This is a genomic window from Mucilaginibacter inviolabilis (genome assembly GCF_011089895.1).
Taxonomy (GTDB): domain Bacteria; phylum Bacteroidota; class Bacteroidia; order Sphingobacteriales; family Sphingobacteriaceae; genus Mucilaginibacter; species Mucilaginibacter inviolabilis.
Genome location: NZ_JAANAT010000001.1, coordinates 68,532 through 86,979, shown reverse-complemented (window position 1 = coordinate 86,979; position 18,448 = coordinate 68,532). Strand labels below are relative to the sequence as shown.

Below are 18,448 nucleotides of genomic sequence, written 5' to 3'. Positions count from 1 at the left end.
CTTTAAAGATTATTTCCTTTCAGCTTACCAATCAAATTCTTCAGTATATTCACTATTTAGTTTAAAATCTGCCATTTTCTTTCTTTCCAATGTCTGTATATTCAGGAGCCATATGGCCCCTTTCTCAGACCAAGGATCAACCAAAATCTTCACCTCAATCTCTGAGAGATATTTAATTCCAAAAATCGGGCTTAACGTTTCTTCTTTAATTAACTCCAACTTTGTTGGCTTTTTCCAAACTATTAGTTTGTCTCCCCCAACTATGCACCATTCACTTCTATCGCTTAGTACACCTGATGAGGGTTCACCATAAAAATCTGATATGTAAATTACACTACCATTTTCTTTATTAATAAGATAACTTTTCTCATAAACATTACCTAAAATAAAGTCTTTGTTTTCACATAACTTACGAAAGGATGGGTCTATAATAATCATTTAAGAATATCTTAAAAACAACTTATTCCCCTACCCCTAATTCCTGCATCAGCCTAACCAGTTTCTCCTTCACTTCGGCTAATTCATTTTCCAGCTGGCTTACACGGGCTTCCAGGCCGCTGGTTGAACGGGTTCCTGTTTCTTCTACCTCATCATAGTCATTAACATCGGGCGTGCCGCTTAAAAGATGAGCATATCTAACTTCTTTTTGTCCGGGGCGTTTAGGTAACTGCACCACATAAGGTAAGGCCGGATCAGCCAGTTTCTCCAGCATTTCCTGTACCTCCTCTATCGATTCAAATTCGTATAACCTGCCCGAGTTGGTATTGAGCTCGCCTGGTGTTTGCGGCCCGCGCAATATCAACAGGCATAATAAAGCTACTTCGGCCGGTATTACGGGGAATACGATAGCAAAATTGTGTTTATATTTTATATTGCGGATAGAACCACCGGTAACGGTTGAGATCAATCCGCGCCTTTTAAGCGTATTTAGCGCTTCGGTAACCGTACCTTCATCATAATTCACAACCGGTTTACGCGATGTTTTTTGATTGCACGCAGCAGTTAAACCATTGAGGGTCATGGGATAATAATCGGGCGTAGTTTTGCTTTTTTCCATCAGCGAGCCCAACACGCGCAGCTCTGTAGCATCTAATACGGGTAAAGTTTGGGGTGAATCCATGGCTAAATATAAGCAGCTTTTTATAGCCGCAAAATTTTAGTGATTATTTTTAAACACTGCACGTTAAGTAAAGATAAAATTTAGCTTAAATCCGTTACTTTGTATTTACATGTCATTATTCATCACATCACTAAATTCGGGCAGTAACGGCAATTGCTATTACGTAGGGAACGAGCGGGAGGCTATATTGGTTGATGCCGGCATATCATGCCGCGAAACGGAAAAACGCATGGCCCGCCTGGGCCTGTCTATGCAAAAGGTAAAGGCCATATTTGTATCGCACGAACATTCAGACCACATCCGTGGTATACCGGTGTTGGCCAAAAAATTCAATCTGCCGGTTTATATTACTCCAGGCACCTTATTACATTTAGGTAATAACTTAAATATGGAGATGGTGCACCATTTGCACGAATTTGAAACGGTGAACATTGGCGAATTGCAGGTTACTTCATTCCCCAAGGAACATGATGCATCGGAACTGCATAGCTTTTTTGTGAGCTGCCGCGATATTAATGTGGGCATATTTACAGATATTGGCGTGGTGTGCGACAGGCTTATCCGCTATTTCAGTCAGTGCCACGCCGCCTTTTTAGAGGCTAATTATGATGATGACATGTTGGATAATGGAGGCTACCCTTATCATCTTAAACGACGTATCCGTGGCGGTAAGGGGCACTTGTCAAACAAACAGGCCCTGGCATTATTCACCACACACAAGCCGGCATACATGACCCATCTGCTGCTTTCCCATTTATCGCACAATAATAATAATCCCAAACTGGTAGAAGATCTGTTTACCGCCAGCGCCGAAGGCATAAACGTGGTGGTAGCCTCCCGATTTGAAGAAACCCCGGTTTATCATATCGGCGAAACAGATAAAGCACCTTCATTTGCAGGGCAGCTTGATCTGGGCCTCTTTAATTAATTATTGAATTAGTGAATTACTGAATTGAGCTTCTTACTTCGCTGCCGCGAGCCTAGCGCAGCGTATCTCGCGGCAGCGGTTTAAACAAAAAAAGTCTTGATACTTGATACTAACTACTTAATACTAAAAAACCTATCTCTTCACCCGCATAAACATCATAAACAGCATTTCATACAGCTCCGGGTGTTTGTGTTTCAGTTCTTCGGGTTTTTGAAAAAAGTACTCGGCGGCTACGGCAAAAAACTCTGCTTCACTGGTAGCGGCATATGGGTTAATATCCGACCTGCCTTCTTCTATTTTATGAATCTCCAGGTGTATCATTTTTAACCAGGGCAGCACATAATCATGCGCCAGCAGGTTTTCGGGGATACCGTCGGTAGCTCCGTCTGATTTATCCAGCAGATGCACAAATTCATGTATAGCGGTGTTCTCTTTACCGGCCGAACGGGAAAAGCCCTTGATAAGCGCAGCTCTCGACAAGATCATTTGCCCATTCATGTATCCCGAACCTACCATTCCCAGGATATTCCTGCCTTCACCTTCAAACTGAAACTCGGCATCAAAAGTATCCGGATATAATATCACATTCGTAAGGTTACTGTACCGCCAGTTACCCAGCCTGAAGATGGGGATCACCGCGCTCGAAGCAATCATTACCCGGTCGGTATCTCCAATGGCTGTGCCCACCCCTTCTATGGTGATACCTTCCAAAAAATCGCTTACTTTTTGCTCAAATAAAAGCTTATCCTCATTATTTAAGGTCTGATAAAATGGGATATACCGGGCTAAAATTTCTTTATAAACCGTATTGGCAGGTATTCTTTTCTGCTTACTTTTTTTGGTCGAAAAATAGTATCCGATTAAAGCAATAACAACAAGCAGGAGTATAATGATTGGTATCATAAAGCTATAAAATCAACAGAATCAATGTAATCATTCACATCAACGGTCAAATATCAGCATTAAATCAGGTAAATCAACAACATAACCAGGGCCGCCATCAGCGTATTTAAAAAATTCACTGTATTGTTGCCCAAATACCCGCGTCGTTCCAGCAGGGCTCCCAAGGCAGAATCGGTTAAATTCCCTATTGTTCCGGCAATCATAATCCAGATAAAACTACTGTTGCTCCACCCAAAACCAATAGTATAAAGTATGGCTACAACGCAACTACCGCCTAAACCCAATAAGATACCTTCCATACTGATCACACCATCCAGTCCCCGTTGGTCGGCCTTTAGGGTGATGATATTGAAAAAACGCCTGCCATAAATTGTACCCAGCTCTGAAGACAAAGTATCTGCTGTTGCCGATGCAAAGCTGGCAGCCATCATCAGTATCCAAATTGTTGTATAGGCTGGGAATAACAAGACCAGGAGCCCGGTTATGCCCCCTACACCCGCATTGGCTAACACTTGGGCCGCGCTTCTGCCGCCTTGATGCTCCTCTGTATTGGCGAAATCTTGTTTTTGATGTTTTTGCCAGGAGGTTGCTGCCGAGCCTAAAATAAAGAAGGTGGTCATCATGGCTACACCAGTATATCCTGCTCCCGCAAAAACCAAGCAGGCAACAATAGCGCCTGTGAGGGCAGCTGCCGGGGTTAGTTTACGGGCAGATATGCTATAAATAACGCCCGCAATAAGAATTAATACCAATAAACCATAATGAGCCAACATGGAATCAAGATTAATAAAAAAAATTAATTATAAGTAATTGAGGCTAAAGCCACTTTCATCTGTAACACCCTTCCGTCCCATAAATGAGACGGCAATGAATCTAAATCCGGTTTCAGTATTAGCTTATTATTTCATTGCCGTTTGGCTTCAGCCAACGGTTGGTAAACATAATAAAGTCCCGGCTTTAGCCAAAACAGTTTTCAAAATAGCCGCCTATTCAATTTAGATTCTGATCAATCATTTACTTTATTGTTTTTCCAGATTTTAAAATCTTGATTCTTGACTCTAATTTCTTGCCTCTTTCTCCATATTTTTGCCTACGAATGAAAGATATATTAGGACAGGCCATACATGATTATTATCATCAGCAGCAGGAGCATCAACTTTGGATCAATAACCAATATGGCCCCCGTGAAGAGATGCCCGTAGAGGCTTATTTCCGAGAAGAAGATGACATGCCCGATATAGAATGGCTGGCCTTAAACGAATGCAGGGGCGATATATTGGATATTGGTGCCGGTGCCGGCGCACATGTCTTGATACTACAGGAACGTGGTTTTGATGTTACTGCTTTAGATATATCCAATATGGCATCAACAGTAATGAAAGCGCGCGGAGTTCATAAAGTAATCACTACCAACATATTTGAATACCAGGATGAGCAATACGATACCTTGTTATTACTCATGAATGGCATCGGTCTTACCGGCACATTACTCCAATTAAAAATTTTTCTAAAGCACACCAAACAACTGCTTAAACCGGGCGGGCAGCTACTTTTCGACTCTTCCGATATCGCTTATTTATATGAGGGTAAACTTCCCGAAAACGGCCCTTACTATGGCGAGATACAATATCAGTATCAATATAACCAGCAAAAAACCGACTGGTTTCCCTGGCTATACATCGATGAACAAACACTTACCAAAATTGCCGAAGAAATGGGCTACAACATGGAGGTACTGCTCGAAGATGAATTTAAACAATACCTGGTAAGGTTAACAGTAAAATAAAAGCTGTCCATAACTTTGCCATCCGCTTCAACTTCTTGTGGAAGTTAGTTTGTTATCAGCCCTGCCCCACCAGGGTTAATTTACAGTCATAATCCTTACAATTTATCTTATAAAAACTTATCATCATAATTATATTATGATGATAAGTTCATTATTTAATCAAAAAAATATTTCTTAAAGCGATTATAATAAGATGTTGCAAACATTTAAAAATTTTGCTTTTTTACTAACAAACAAAATATACAATCAATATTAATTCAATTAACAAATGAATAATTTGAAAATATATCAATAAGAGTTATATTGGGTGATATTAATTTAATTTTCAATTAACATTAACCCCTATTCTTATGACTAAAAAATTATTACTTTTTATCGTATTATTTCTAACCGGCATAGAAATAGCATCGGCTCAAAAAAAGCCAGTTACCGGAACAGTTACCGACGCTGCCGGAGGCGTCCCTATGGCTGGCGTATCCGTACGTGTTAAAGGCGGCAGTCAGGGTACCAGTACCAATGCAAAAGGTCAGTTTTCTATCGCTGCTGCCCCTTCCGACGAAATAGTAATTAGTTATACGGGGTATAAAACTCTAACCATCCAGGTAAATGGCCGTTCTAAAATTGATGTTACATTAGTGAGTGATGTAGCCCAGCTCAATGAAGTTGTACTGGTAGGTACCCGGTCGGCAGGGCGGGTAAAACTCGAAACCGCGGTGCCGGTTGATGTGGTAAATGTGAGCAAAGCGGCCTCTACCACCGGTCGTATGGATCTGACGGATATATTAAATTACTCTGCCCCATCATTCAATTACAATAAACAATCAGGATCTGACGGTGCCGACCATGTGGAGTTGGGAACCCTGCGTGGTCTGGGCCCGGATCAAACGCTGGTGTTGGTGAATGGCAAACGTCGTCACTCTACAGCCTTTGTTTCGGTATTCGGTACCCGCGGCCGTGGTAATTCCGGTGTCGATCTGAGTTCGATTCCAACAGCTGCTATTGATAAGGTAGAAATTTTACGTGATGGTGCATCTGCTCAGTATGGATCAGACGCTATAGCTGGGGTTATTAACCTGGTATTAAAGAAAAATATAAATCAGTTCACTGCCAACGTAGGCTACTCTGGCTATTATGATCCGGCTTTTAACAGCGGCAAAAGTGTTGTCGCGGCCCAATATCCTCATGGCGGCGCTATCGATGGCAATGGCATTACCATTGATGCCAATTATGGCTTAGCCATAGGCAAAAACGGTGGTTTTTTAAACCTTACCGGCGATTATTCAAAAAACGGTAAAACATTTCGCCAGGTGCATGATACTACTTATTCAAATCCTAAAGCTTTGCCTATAAACACCTCCAGGAGGGCTAATGGTGATGGTTCAGCAGAAACGGGCACTTTCTTTTTCAACAACGAGATCCCATTGGCCGGTACCCGCACTACTTTTTACAGCTTTGGCGGTTACAGTTATAAAGCATCGGATGATTATGCCTTCAGCCGTAATTTTTCGGCAAGGCCCGACCGCTTCCCTACCACCAGTGATGGCAAACTAATCCCGGTAAGCGGCATCATATTCAATACACCCGATGGTGAATCTTATTATAACCCCATTATCCAAACACATAATACCGATGTAGCGGTTGCGGCAGGTTTTAAAGGAACGTTAGGCGATGGTTGGGACTGGGACCTGAGCAATAATACAGGTAATAATAAATTTCACTTTTTTGGCGAAAAAACCTTTAATGCATCTTTAAACGCAACCCAAACACATTTTGATGACGGTGGATCGGAGTTTTTGCAAAGTACCTCTAATTTAAATATCAACAAGCACTACTCCAAAGTAATGCAGGGTTTAAACCTGGGTTTTGGTTCGGAGTATCGTTATGAACACTACAAATTATTCGCCGGCGAAGAAGCATCCTACAAAAACTATGATCCTACCGGTGTAAAAGCGCCGGGATCACAGGGTTTCCCTGGATTTCAGCCTAGTGATGCTGCCAAACAAAGTCGCTCGGTATTTGGCGCTTATGTTGATCTGGAAGCCGATGTTACCAAAAAATGGCTGGTAGATTTTGCCAACCGCCTGGAGCATTACAGCGATTTTGGTTATAACTTCAACACCAAGCTGGCCACGCGGTATAAAATAACCGATAACTTTAATATCCGCGCTTCGGCTGGTACGGGTTTCCGTGCACCATCATTGCAGCAGATCAATTATAGTTCCACATTTACTAATGTTCAGGGCAACATCATATCAGAAGTAAAGATAGCTCCTAATTACAGCCCTATTACCAAAGCGGCCGGTATACCTACATTGAAACAGGAAAAATCAAAAAACTTAGGTGTAGGTTTTACATTTAAACCTATACCTGAATTAAGCATTACAACCGACGGCTATCTGATAAAGGTGACCGACAGGGTGGTACTCTCCGGACAGTTTAGCGCCAAAGACAGTACTCTTGCTCCCGCTTTTATAGCAGCCTTAAATAATCTGCATGTTGGTACGGCTCAATTCTTTGCAAACGCGGTAAATACTACCAATCGCGGTTTGGATGTGGTTATAGACTATAACAAAACCATTGGTCAGGATCGTTTCCATATATTGTTTACCGGGAACTTTCAACACATGACTATTGACAAAGTGAACTACCCGCCCATATTAGGTACTACCCCAGAACTAAAAGAAACCTTTTTGAGTGATCGTGAAAAGAAATTTATCCTGGCATCGGCCCCGCCGCAAAAGCTTTCTTTAAATCCTGAATTCGGGCATAAAAACTTTACTGTAGGCACCCGTTTCACCTATTTTGGTAAAGTGGTGATTGATGGTTATGGTGATGGAACAACCCTGTTACCAACCGTACCAGCCGATAACGGTTCGGGGCAACTGCCTGATGTATATAATTACAATGGTAAGATAGTCAGCGATCTTTATCTGGCTTATAAACTCAACAAATCAGTCCGTATCTCTATAGGTTCTGATAATATATTTAACGTACATCCTGATTTAGGTTATGTAAAAGGCGCAAAGGGTTTTGCCTATAACAACGAGCCAGCCGGCCCATTTGATGCGGTACAAATGGGCAGCAACGGACGCAGGCTTTTTGCACGCGTGGGTTTCAATTTCTAGAATTAATTGCATCTGCATAATAAAGCCATCTTCTAAAAAGAGATGGCTTTATGTTTTTATGACATTACGGATAACCCTGTTCTGCAGATTATAAATATATTTAGATTGTTTTTAACCAGCTGATATCTGCCATGAAAAAAGCCATAGACCATATACTGGAAGCCCGAGAGAAAAAAATAACGGAAGAAGATGTAGTGCTACAGCCCTTACCCCATCAGCAATTCCGCTTTGCAAATCCGTTTATTGTGTTGCATCATATGAGGCCGGTTACTATTCGGCCCGGGCAATCGTCACGGATACATCCGCACCCTCATCGTGGTTTTAGTCCTTATACCATTATGTTACAGGGTGAAGGTTACCACCGGGATAATGCCGGCAATGATAAAGTAGTTAAGGCAGGCGATGTACAACAAATGTTTGCAGGGAAGGGTATTTTACACAGCGAGGGCCCAACCGATGAACTTTTAAAAACCGGTGGCACACAGGAGTTGATACAGCTTTGGATAAATGCCCCTAAAGCCAGCAAATGGGATGAACCCTTTTATCAGGCTGCTACCAAAGACCAGCAACCTCATGTACTGTTAAGTGACGGCTTGAACTTCCGCCTGTTAAGCGGCGATTATGAAGGCAAAACCGGCCCTATTAAAAACTTCACACCAGTTATTTCTATAGTTGGTGAAGTAACAGCCGGTAAAACAGCACATTTTACAGCAACACCCGGCTACTGGACTTTGTTATATATTATCCATGGCGATGTGGAAGTGAATGATCATCAGGCAGTATCCGCTCATAATCTCATTGTATTCAGCAAAGAAAATGAAGATATCTCTGTAACCGCGACCACCGATGCGCAGGTATTATACCTTTCGGCCGAACCCATCGAGGAACCTGTTGCCGCTAAAGACAATTTTGTAATGAACACACCAGAAGAAAACGAACAGGCCATTGCCGATTATAAGAACGGCCTGTTCGGAACTTTAAGTTTTTAACCGGGCAGCGCATTTTCTGTATTTAGCGAAACGCTATCGTATTTATCATACAGTTTTAAAAACTTAGATGGATCGATAGGCTGTTCGGTCAGTATTTCTTTTAAACCAAAAAAGAAACCTTCCCGGTTCTGTCCCGGATTAAATATCAAAGTGGTGACAACAACGCTGTCGCTGCTATTACGAAATGCGTGGGGTGTAAACCGGGGGATGTAAACAACAGATCCTTCTGCGGCATCTATCGTTTTATCGGCCAGTTGAACCGTTAGTGTACCTTTATTTACAATAAAAGTTTCGTCCATATAACGATGATAGTGTAGCTGTGCGCCAACGGTGCCGGGTTGCAGCAAAATTTCATACACACCCATTTGGTTATTTGATATCTCGCTGGTTACTTTTAGCGTGATCTTATTGTCTGCTATCGCTAATATCTCTCCTTCGCCAGGGTTAAAGACAATTACTTCGTTTTTTAATACGTCGGTATAATGATTTATTGGAGTACTCATAGTCTTGTATCTTATGCTTTAGTTTTAACTTCATAATTTAAATACCAGCCGAAACCAAACCGGTCTGTAATTACCCCAAAGGCTCCCCATGGGGTATCCTGTAATGGAGAAATAAACCGGGCTTCGGCCGAAAGTTTTTCAAAAAAAGTTTTAACCTCTTCTTTATTTTCGCTGTCGATGCATAAATAAACAGCATTGCCCTGGGTGATACCTGCGGGCTCAGTCAGTTCCGAAGCAAACAGGGTAATACTATTACTAATTAAGCTGGAGTGCAATATGGTATCCGGGGCTTCGTGCGGCATGAATTCGGCCATTGGCGAATTGCCAACTGTTTGCAGGGTTAATTCCCCGCCAAAACAATTTTTATAGAAAGCCATCGCTTCGCGACAGTTTCCATTAAATTTTAAATAAGCATTAAGTTGCGTCATGATAATTTGTTTTAATTGATAAAACAAATTTCCATAACCGCCTGAGTAAAAACATTTACAAATGTTGAGACGCCAAAAAAACTTATAATTCGGCCCTGATGCGACTTAATTGAGTGGGGGTTATACCCAGGTATGCTGCTACTTCGTGCTGTTTTAACCGGGGCTCAAGCGCGGGATAATCTTTTAAAAATTGAACATACCTGGTTTTAGCAGTGTCAGACCGGAAGGCTATTTCCAGTGGCTCCTTCTCAATGATCCAGTGCAGTTCCAGATACCTGATATACATGGCTGCTATATCACTATATTTTTCTGTTAACTGTTTAAAATCGTTAAAATTATACTCCAGCACCACGCTTGGCTCCAGCGCCTTAATGGTAAACATGCTTGGGCCTTTTAGCAATAAAGCGCTGGTTGATGCTACAAAATATCCTTCGGGGAAAAAACGCTTGATAATGGTATCGCCATCCTGGGAGGTATAGCTTTGTGCAAACAGCCCTTCGCCAACAAAGGCAACCATCCTGGGGATCTGCCCTTCCGTTAAAAAAAGGTCATTTTTGTTATACACCTTTCTTTTTAAACCCTTCTCCCAGGCTGTGCGGCTTTCATCCGATAATTTGGCATAGTTGTTTATCCCTTTCCAAAATCTTTCCAGTATATCATCCACAGTTCAACTCCTTAAAATAATTTTCAAAGTTAAACTACCAAGATAGCGCTTATGTTTTTATAATAGCAAATTGTTTGTCTACTTCGCTTTACGGATGTATATATTGCCGTTCATGTTTTTCATCATCATTTCGGGACCGCCGCCATCAATTTTTCCGTAAACCCAATCGTCAATTTTGAGGCTGTACATACCGTTTTTATTCGTTTTTGTAACCGCCGGCTTTTGTGCTGTATTCACCACATCAAAATCGGTATAAATATCGCCACGATCTGATTTGAGCTTTACATTCGCTTTCAGCGTGGCCGGGAAAGTTACATCTACATTGCCGTTTAATGTAGTGAATGCCATCGCCGCTTTAGGATCAATAGATCTGAATGTAACAGTCACATCACCATTAATTGTATTAGCCACCACAGAACCAGAAATACCGGTTAATTTGATATGACCATTCACATTAATTACCTCCAGCTCACCTTTTACATTGGACACCATAATATTACCGTCATTTATAGCAGATAACTTTAGTTTAGCCCCACTTTGCGGCACTTTGATAATTAAATTAACAAACTTGCCGGCACTACCGCCTACATTAATCTCGTTGTTTTTTTCTTCGGCTGTGATATCGAGATTATTATTGCCTATCAGGCGCTTCATGCCGTTGCCATCTTCTTTAACGTGGCCACGTCTTTCTTCTCCCGACTGGGCATCTATCACAATGTCTTTACCTTCGTAGCCTGTTACCGTAATTGATCCACGAACCAGGCCGGCGCTCAATTTATAAGGTTTTCCCGGATCGCTCAGCGGAACAATCAGTTGCCCGGAGCCCCCTTGCGCCCAAACACGCGTGTTTAATAATAAAACTGCTAGGAGGGCACAGGTAATTTTTATAGCTTTTATCATTTTCATGTCTTTAACTTTTATTGTTGCTTTTTAATATAGATATCCCCGTTGAGGGTTTCAAACTTGAATAATTTACCACCTGTCCCTATCCGTACATCGGAGTTTTTGCTGAGTTTAAAGGTTGTACCCTTACTATTTTTTGACTGGGTAGTAATTACTTTGCTAGGCATTACTTCGGCGTTAGGAAAGTCTGTATAAAACTGACCGTTCATACTTTTAAACTCCATATCAGCAGATAATGCTGCGGGATAGGTAACTTTCACCTCTCCGTTTATGGTTTTATAAGATGACGCTTCTGCCGGAACTTTAAGATAATTGGCCGTAACCGCCCCGTTAATGGTATGCGCATCCGTAGCGCCCTTGGCGTTAATGATATCTATAGGGCCATTTATATTATTTAGGTTTAATGAGCCATAAACATCTTTAACCGCGATATGCCCATCATTAATGGTTGATACCCGAAGATTAGTATTGAAGGGTACTTTCACTTTAAACTCCAGACCGATTTTATATTTAACCTCGGTATCATCCCCATCGTGCCAACTGTGATGTGGTTTTGAATTATATGGTTTTTCTATATAGGCTATTACACTATCGGGTTTCTGATCAAAGGCAAGCTTAACTTCATTTTTTCCCTGATTCACGATTTCCTGACTTCTGCCCGAGATGGTTTCATCAATTTCCATGATCACCTTATCGCCCGAATAACCTTCTACATTGATGGAGCCATACACATTATAAATAGCTACCACTCCGCTTTGCAAAGTAAACTGCTTGCTGATGTGTTGTTTAAATTCCTGGGCCGAGGCCGAAAATTGGGCAAAACAAAGCCCTGCTCCCGCCAAAACGGGGATCAATAATTTTTTCATAAACTGGTTTTAAATAAGTTGTGTTATTGTTTCCTTGATCTTTTCACGTACGCCCCGATCCAGATCTTTTTGTTTTAATAATTCTTTAAATGAACCTATCGAACGTTTTTCCTGCAGCTTGAGCATCACATCGGCTATGGCGGATTGCATCAACGGCGAATCCTGGTCTAAGATAGAACGGATAAGCCCTTCCCTAACCTCGGGATGATCAGACAAATGCGCCAATGCATCTAATGTACTCAAGCGTACATTTACATTAGGGTCGTTATTTAAGGTTGCCAACAGCGCGTTGATAACCTGTTTATCAGCATGTTTTATCTCGCTGGTGTAGCTTACTCCTCGCATCCGCTCTGATGCTGATGGGTTTTCCAACAAAGCCAGCATCATGGTTTGTCTTAACTCATGCACCTGCGATGAAAGCGCCTGCAACTGTTGATCTTGTTTATTACTGCGACCGGATGAAAAAATCCAGTACCCACAGGCAAAACTAATGAGCACTACAAGCATACTATAAGCCATTGGCCAGCGTGGCTGCAATTGCCATAAATGGTTCCAGTTGTTGGCTATGTTATCCCAAAAGCCCTTTTTCTCTTCAGCCGATGCTGTAAAAGTATCCAGCATGGCATAAAATTTCACTTTTACATTTACTGATGGTTCTGGTGTTTCCAAATCACCCAGCTCATTCCATAGCTCTTTCATAGCGGCCAATTCTTGCCCGCAAGTATCACAGCCGGCAGCGTGTACCTCCAGATCTGCTTTTTGTTCCGGACTTAACTGTTTATTCATATAATCTGTAAACAGCTCCTGGTATTGCTCACACTTCATCATATTCCTGTTTAGCATTTTCTTTTTAAATAAACCTGTTTTAACTCTTGCATAGCCCAGTGTGCCCTTACTTTAACAGCACCTTCGGTTATTTGAAGTATCTGTGCTATTTCCTGGTACTTTAACTCCTGCAGCCTGCTCATGATCAAAACTTCACGATGATCATTGCTTAAATTCTTCATAGCTCCATGAAGCTCGGTACGCGTTTGTTTGAGTTCAAATTGTTCATCGGCTGTTATGCCTCCTGCAATCCCATCGGCAAAATCAGCAACATCATAGTGCGAAACATTCTGCGATTTCTTTTTATAACTGTCTTTTAATACATTGCGGGCTATCTGGTACATCCATGCCATAAACTCACCCTCGCCGGTAAAACTGTTACGGTATTTGAGCATCTTATAAAAAACAGTTTGAACCATATCTTCACTACCTTCCCGGTTATAGGTCATGTGAAACAAAAAGCCATATAAAGCCCTGTGGTACCGCTCAAAAAGCAGCCCCATTTTTTCCAGTTCCCCGGTTTTAACCCGAAGCATGATGGCATTGTCACTTAGCGTATTCAAACAGGTTTAGTATTTTAATTTACATTGGAGACTTCTGTAAAAAGAAATGGTTACAATAAATTTAATAAATATTGTAATTTATTGATTATGAGTAAAATCAATAAAAAAAAGAAGGCCTCCATGGTGCATGTCGGCCTGTCTTTTCTCGCGGTAAGGTAGGTATAAGTTCTTCGTTACTAATAAATATGCTATTAGTTTATAGCGTCAAGCACTGTAGAGCCTTTGAGCTTTGATTTTTTATCGTACGTTTCTGATTTTATAAAGCGACCCAGTTTTGGAGAAAACCATTCGGCTACTTTAATATGCAAGGGTATACCTATGCCAATCATTTTGATTTTCACGGTAGAATCATAAGTGATTTTATAGCAATCAAAACTACCTGCGTTGGTGGTTACGTTTTCCTCTTTTTCAACCATACGGTTTATAATATCCATCTGCATGGCCGACATAGACTGCCCGCCGTTGCCAATATCAAGAGTAACCGTGCAGTCATCCAATTTTTGACCAACACTTAAATTAAGTGGATAAGCCATGTATTTGACATCTCCCGTGATTTGCATATTGTTGTACTGTTTCATGGAAGAAGCAGGTACAAAGGATTTCATATCAACTTTAATGGCATCACCATCACAGATCATTTCTGTGTCGCCACTGGGGCCTGGTTTTCCATCTTTATCTGTAAACTCGCTATGCACCACTACGGTTGTGGCATTCTTTTTAGTAGCTGTATAGGAGATTTTCCCCAGAGAATTCCCTTTGGTATCCAGATTTACGTAAGTGAGCTTTTTTCCACTTATCGCCCCCACAAACTGACCACAGTTTTGTGCTACGGCAAACTGCGCACTAAAAAGCAGCACTGTGATAATAGTAATAACCCTTTTTATTTTAGACTCTGACATTGGGTGTAAAAGTCTAAGTATGATCTATTATTCACAACAGTACAAACACGCTATCGGTATGCGGTTTTTACGCATTCGTACAAAAACTATATTTTATACTTGTTATTTAGTTATTTGTAACAGGTTTCATAACCTGGTCAAGAACTAATTGCCAGTTGAGTTTCTGCCTGGTATTATTTACCTGTTGTATATCTTTTATATAAGCTGGATTAAAATACGCTGCTAAAGAAAGCGTATAAACACCATTGGCGGGTTCAAATAAGGTACCGGCTTCATATCCTTTTTCGTGATTAGCGGCACGTTGTTTATCAAACGGCACCTTACTGTTCACAAATTCGCCATGAGTTTTAGCTCCCGTTACAAAGGGTACTAAAAAATCGACAGATTTCTGGATGGATGCTCCTTTTTCTGATTGATAGCTAAAATAGTTTTTGCCGCCGGCCCGGTAAATAACCATACTGGCCCTTAATAAAGGTTCAAGCGTATAGGTATGGTAATGCAGTGCGTCCCTTTCCAAAAAATCAAACCCGCTTCCATCAGCATTCAGGTTGACATTGATTTGTTTTTCTAATTCCTGATAAATACGTGGTTCATAACCAGTGTTATGCAACGTAAAGGCAACCAATGTGAGCGTTTTGATCCGGTGCGAGTTCCAGTTATTAAAACTGGTTGTTCTACCCGGTTTTGCGGATGCACTGTTAAACTCCGCTTCGGCCACTTTGATCAACCAACTATCGATCTGTTGTTTTGATTCGGAGGAAACGTTATCCCTGATCAGATCGTAGCCGGTTATCATATCTTCCAGCTTGGTTTCATTGATCGGGTCGCCGTTGGGTTTATTGGTATTTGCCCAGGCTAACAGAAAATCCTGTGCCTTCTGCAGATACGATTTTTGCCGATACAGCCTGTAACAAAAAGCCAACGCATAAATTTTATTACCATCCTGTAATGATTTAAGACTAGCCGTTTTTGCTGGATTACCAGCCAGTACTCCCTGCGACACAATTAATTCAATAGGATTTGGCTGCTCATTCAAAGCCTGTTCGGCAGTTTGTCTGTAGGATTCAAAAATTTTTTTCACCTCACCATTATCCGCAATATTCTTTTTCAATACCTGAATTTCGGCATCATTTAAACTTACATATTGCGCCTTTGCGTAAATTCCTGCGACAAGAAGGCTTATCAATAAAGCTACTTTTTTCATAGATCAATTATGGTTAATTACGGGCTGACTTTTATATAGATGCTGCTTACGCAGCAACGCTTCCAGGTAATAATAGTCGGCATAAATTATAGGCACATCTATTTCGGTACCGGCTGGTTTGTGGCCCGTACTGTGGATGAGTAAAAACCCTTTGCTCCCTCCTGCTTTGGCCTGATATTTTTCACTTAGCGTTTTAACAATCTTATCGGCAGTAGAGCGGTACTCTTTAGCGTTTTTGCTATAAGTACTTAATTCATACAATGCCGAAGCAGCTACCGCGGCAGCCGAAGCATCGCGCGGAACATTGGGTATAGCCGGATCATTGTAATCCCAGTATGGTATCAGATCTGCCGGTAAATTAGGATTGCTAAAAATGAACTTAGCAATATTTTCGGCCTGTTTCAAATAGGCTTTGTTATGTGTTTCGCGATAACACATGGTATAACCATAAAGCCCCCAAGCCTGCCCACGCGCCCAGGCCGATTCATCAGCATAACCCTGGTGAGTTTGTTTGTGCAGTACCTTACCGGTTTCAGGATCATAGTCAATAACATGATAAGAACTATAATCGGCCCTGAAATGGTTTTTCATGGCAGTATTGGCATGAGCAACTGCTATCTTATAAAAAGAAGAGTCGCCCGTTAAACGGGTTGCTTCAAACAACAACTCCAGGTTAAGCATGTTATCAATAATAACCGGAAATTTCCATTGTTTACGGTTATCCCATGATTTGATGGAACCCACAATCGGATTAAACCGGGTTGACAGTGTTTTGGCTGCTTCTATAATCACTTCTTTATAATGCGCATCTTTTGTTAACCGATAGCCATTGCCCACACTGTTATATACCTTAAAACCCATATCATGGGTGCCTCCATTTGTTTTCTCGACCTCAATATTCGCAGTGAATTTGCGGGCAAGATCCATCCACTTTTTATCTTGAGTATACTCATACAAAAACCAAAGCTCGCCCGGAAAAAAGCCGCTGCACCAATCTTTTGAAGGCACCATAACCAATTTTCCATCAACACTTAAACTCCGTGGCGATACAAGTGCTGAATTAGCTGCGTCTGACTTTACGGTGTCAACCTCTTTAAGCATCAGATTGGTTTGTTTTTGTGCAAATGAAAAAGCCTTGGCTACATCGGTTTGTGAAAATACCTTAGTGGTCAAAAGGGTCAGCGCAAAAAATACGGTCAAGTTTTTGGTTCTCATGAGTTTTATAAAAAGTTTATGATCAGTTTGGTTCGTCTAAAGTTTAGGGGGATAAAAGACGCTGATGATGAGTTCAATATTACGACGTATTCCTGCCAAAATAAAAGCATGGCCGGTTAATTTTTACGCAAACGTTTGAGTTACCATTATTCAATCTGGATTTCAACACATTTCCAGGTATATATTTTTCGCAAAAAGCAGGTAAAAAATGCTGTTTAGTTGATGTTTTTATCTAATTTTAGGAAAATACTCATATACTTGTTGAGTTGCCGGGAGAGAGCCAATTATGAATTTTGATGCCATTACTATAAGGGATATTGCCAGGGAATTACATCTATCCGTATCTACAGTTTCTAAAGCCCTGAGAGACAGCTATGAAATCAGCGATAAAACCAAAAAGCTTGTAGTAGAGTTTGCCCAAAAACATAATTACCGACCTAACCCAATGGCCCAAAGCCTTAAAAAAGGGCATAGCAAATCCATTGGTATTGTAGTTTCCAGTATCGATAACCAGTTTTTTTCGCAGGTGATTAATGGTATGGAGTCTGAGGCTTATAGTCAGGGCTACAACGTGATCATTACCCAGAGTCATGAATCATATGAGTTGGAAGTACAAAACGTAGGTCACCTGATCCACCGGGCAATAGATGGTCTTTTAATTTCCATAGCGACTGAGACTGCTGATGTAGAACACCTCAGGCGATTGCAGCAACAAGGCTTACCTATTGTCTTTTTTGATCGGGTAAGTAACGAGATAGATACGCATAAAGTTATAGTCGACAATTTGGGTGGCGCTTACCAGGCTACTATACATTTGCTCGACTCAGGTTATAAAAATATAGCGCATATTACCAGCTCGGTAACATCCTCTGTCACCAACCAGCGGCTGGCCGGCTATGTAGATGCTCTTGTTGAAAGAGGCATTGAAGTAAAGGAGCAAAACATTAAATACTGTTTGCACGGTGGCCTTAACCTGGATGAGCTGGAACAAGCGATAGATGAGTTGATGCAGACAGAGCCACGCCCGGATGCTATTCTTACCGCCTCTGACAGGATCACGACATCCACCATGACCTTGCTGCATAAAAAAAACATAAGAATACCACAGGACGTAGCATTAGTTGGTTTTTCCAATACTGTACTGGCCGATGTATTAAACCCTTCCCTTACATCAGTAAACCAACCTGCTTTTGAAATTGGCAGAAAGGCAACCGAAATGTTATTGAGCATCATTAACAGCAAACGTCCGGTTACCGAATTTGAGAATGTGATTTTACCTACCGAGCTGTTTATCAGGAGTTCATCAGCCAGCAAGCATAAATAAATTTTATCTCTTATTTTAAAAAGCTACCCGAACTGTTTTAACAACAATTCATCTTCATGAAATACACCTTAGTGTAGGGATAATTTTATATTTCCAAATTTTTCGAAAACGATTGCGTAAATAAAATTGGGGCAAAGTGTAAAACACCATATCAAATGTAGGTACTTTTGATATGTGTCATTCGCCTGAATTAGGTGATCACC

19 protein-coding genes are annotated in these 18,448 nt (G+C 41.2%); 5 read left to right on the top strand and 14 right to left on the bottom strand.

The annotated features are described in order from the left end of the window. Positions 1–24: 24 nt before the first annotated feature. Positions 25–438 carry a hypothetical protein gene (locus G7092_RS00345; protein ID WP_166085051.1) on the bottom strand — a complete coding sequence of 138 codons (414 nt, stop codon included), beginning with the start codon at positions 436–438 and terminating at the stop codon, positions 25–27. Positions 439–460: 22 nt separating this feature from the next. After that, positions 461–1,120, bottom strand: coding sequence for a YceH family protein (locus G7092_RS00340; RefSeq protein ID WP_166085049.1), 660 nt, complete (start codon positions 1,118–1,120; stop codon positions 461–463). Between the two features lie 109 nt (positions 1,121–1,229). On the opposite strand from G7092_RS00340, the gene G7092_RS00335 reads away from it, so the two are divergent. Continuing rightward, positions 1,230–2,048 (top strand): MBL fold metallo-hydrolase, encoded by an 819-nt coding sequence (locus tag G7092_RS00335; protein ID WP_166085048.1) that lies wholly within the window; start codon positions 1,230–1,232, stop codon positions 2,046–2,048. A 132-nt stretch (positions 2,049–2,180) separates the two neighbouring features. Here G7092_RS00335 and G7092_RS00330 read toward each other — a convergent pair whose 3' ends face one another. Together G7092_RS00330 and G7092_RS00325 are read right to left on the bottom strand one after the other, a co-directional pair. Beyond that, positions 2,181–2,951 carry a M90 family metallopeptidase gene (locus G7092_RS00330; RefSeq protein WP_166085046.1) on the bottom strand — a complete coding sequence of 257 codons (771 nt, stop codon included), beginning with the start codon at positions 2,949–2,951 and terminating at the stop codon, positions 2,181–2,183. 59 nt (positions 2,952–3,010) lie between these two features. After that, the gene (locus G7092_RS00325) at positions 3,011–3,724 is read right to left on the bottom strand and encodes a DUF92 domain-containing protein (protein ID WP_166085044.1); all 714 of its coding nucleotides are present in this window, start codon (positions 3,722–3,724) and stop codon (positions 3,011–3,013) included. 323 nt (positions 3,725–4,047) lie between these two features. On the opposite strand from G7092_RS00325, the gene G7092_RS00320 reads away from it, so the two are divergent. The 3 genes from G7092_RS00320 (at position 4,048) to G7092_RS00310 (ending at position 8,851) form a co-directional block, all read left to right on the top strand. Next, positions 4,048–4,737 (top strand): class I SAM-dependent methyltransferase, encoded by a 690-nt coding sequence (locus G7092_RS00320; protein ID WP_166085042.1) that lies wholly within the window; start codon positions 4,048–4,050, stop codon positions 4,735–4,737. Positions 4,738–5,087: 350 nt separating this feature from the next. After that, positions 5,088–7,862, top strand: a complete 2,775-nt coding sequence (locus tag G7092_RS00315) for a TonB-dependent receptor (protein ID WP_166085040.1) — start codon at positions 5,088–5,090, stop codon at positions 7,860–7,862. A gap of 131 nt (positions 7,863–7,993) precedes the next feature. After that, the gene (locus tag G7092_RS00310) at positions 7,994–8,851 is read left to right on the top strand and encodes a pirin family protein (RefSeq protein WP_166085038.1); all 858 of its coding nucleotides are present in this window, start codon (positions 7,994–7,996) and stop codon (positions 8,849–8,851) included. Here the strand turns inward: G7092_RS00310 and G7092_RS00305 are convergent. The 10 genes from G7092_RS00305 to G7092_RS00260 form a co-directional block, all read right to left on the bottom strand. Further along, positions 8,848–9,354, bottom strand: coding sequence for a cupin domain-containing protein (locus G7092_RS00305; protein WP_166085036.1), 507 nt, complete (start codon positions 9,352–9,354; stop codon positions 8,848–8,850). The genes G7092_RS00310 and G7092_RS00305 overlap by 4 nt on opposite strands. An 11-nt stretch (positions 9,355–9,365) precedes the next feature. Next, positions 9,366–9,782, bottom strand: a complete 417-nt coding sequence (locus G7092_RS00300; protein WP_166085034.1) for a VOC family protein — start codon at positions 9,780–9,782, stop codon at positions 9,366–9,368. Between the two features lie 82 nt (positions 9,783–9,864). Beyond that, positions 9,865–10,446: a Crp/Fnr family transcriptional regulator gene (locus G7092_RS00295; RefSeq protein WP_317169979.1), complete on the bottom strand. Its 582-nt coding sequence runs from the start codon at positions 10,444–10,446 to the stop codon at positions 9,865–9,867. A gap of 78 nt (positions 10,447–10,524) precedes the next feature. Further along, on the bottom strand, positions 10,525–11,352 hold the full coding sequence (locus G7092_RS00290) for a DUF4097 family beta strand repeat-containing protein (protein WP_166085032.1): 828 nt from the start codon (positions 11,350–11,352) through the stop codon (positions 10,525–10,527). An 11-nt stretch (positions 11,353–11,363) separates the two neighbouring features. After that, positions 11,364–12,215 (bottom strand): DUF4097 family beta strand repeat-containing protein, encoded by an 852-nt coding sequence (locus tag G7092_RS00285; protein WP_166085030.1) that lies wholly within the window; start codon positions 12,213–12,215, stop codon positions 11,364–11,366. A gap of 9 nt (positions 12,216–12,224) precedes the next feature. Then, positions 12,225–13,043 (bottom strand): zf-HC2 domain-containing protein, encoded by an 819-nt coding sequence (locus tag G7092_RS00280; RefSeq protein WP_166090834.1) that lies wholly within the window; start codon positions 13,041–13,043, stop codon positions 12,225–12,227. Positions 13,044–13,051: 8 nt separating this feature from the next. Next, the gene (locus G7092_RS00275) at positions 13,052–13,603 is read right to left on the bottom strand and encodes an RNA polymerase sigma factor (RefSeq protein WP_202985183.1); all 552 of its coding nucleotides are present in this window, start codon (positions 13,601–13,603) and stop codon (positions 13,052–13,054) included. 191 nt (positions 13,604–13,794) lie between these two features. Beyond that, entirely contained in the window at positions 13,795–14,502 is a 708-nt protein-coding gene (locus tag G7092_RS00270) for a TapB family protein (RefSeq protein ID WP_166085028.1), read from the bottom strand. Between the two features lie 106 nt (positions 14,503–14,608). Further along, the gene (locus G7092_RS00265) at positions 14,609–15,706 is read right to left on the bottom strand and encodes an alginate lyase family protein (RefSeq protein WP_166085026.1); all 1,098 of its coding nucleotides are present in this window, start codon (positions 15,704–15,706) and stop codon (positions 14,609–14,611) included. A 3-nt stretch (positions 15,707–15,709) separates the two neighbouring features. Beyond that, complete coding sequence (locus G7092_RS00260; RefSeq protein WP_166085024.1) at positions 15,710–16,921, bottom strand: glycoside hydrolase family 88 protein; 1,212 nt, start codon at positions 16,919–16,921, stop codon at positions 15,710–15,712. A gap of 286 nt (positions 16,922–17,207) precedes the next feature. Here G7092_RS00260 and G7092_RS00255 point away from each other — a divergent pair, with 286 nt between their 5' ends. Beyond that, positions 17,208–18,245 (top strand): LacI family DNA-binding transcriptional regulator, encoded by a 1,038-nt coding sequence (locus tag G7092_RS00255; protein ID WP_166085022.1) that lies wholly within the window; start codon positions 17,208–17,210, stop codon positions 18,243–18,245. Positions 18,246–18,448 lie beyond the last annotated feature (203 nt).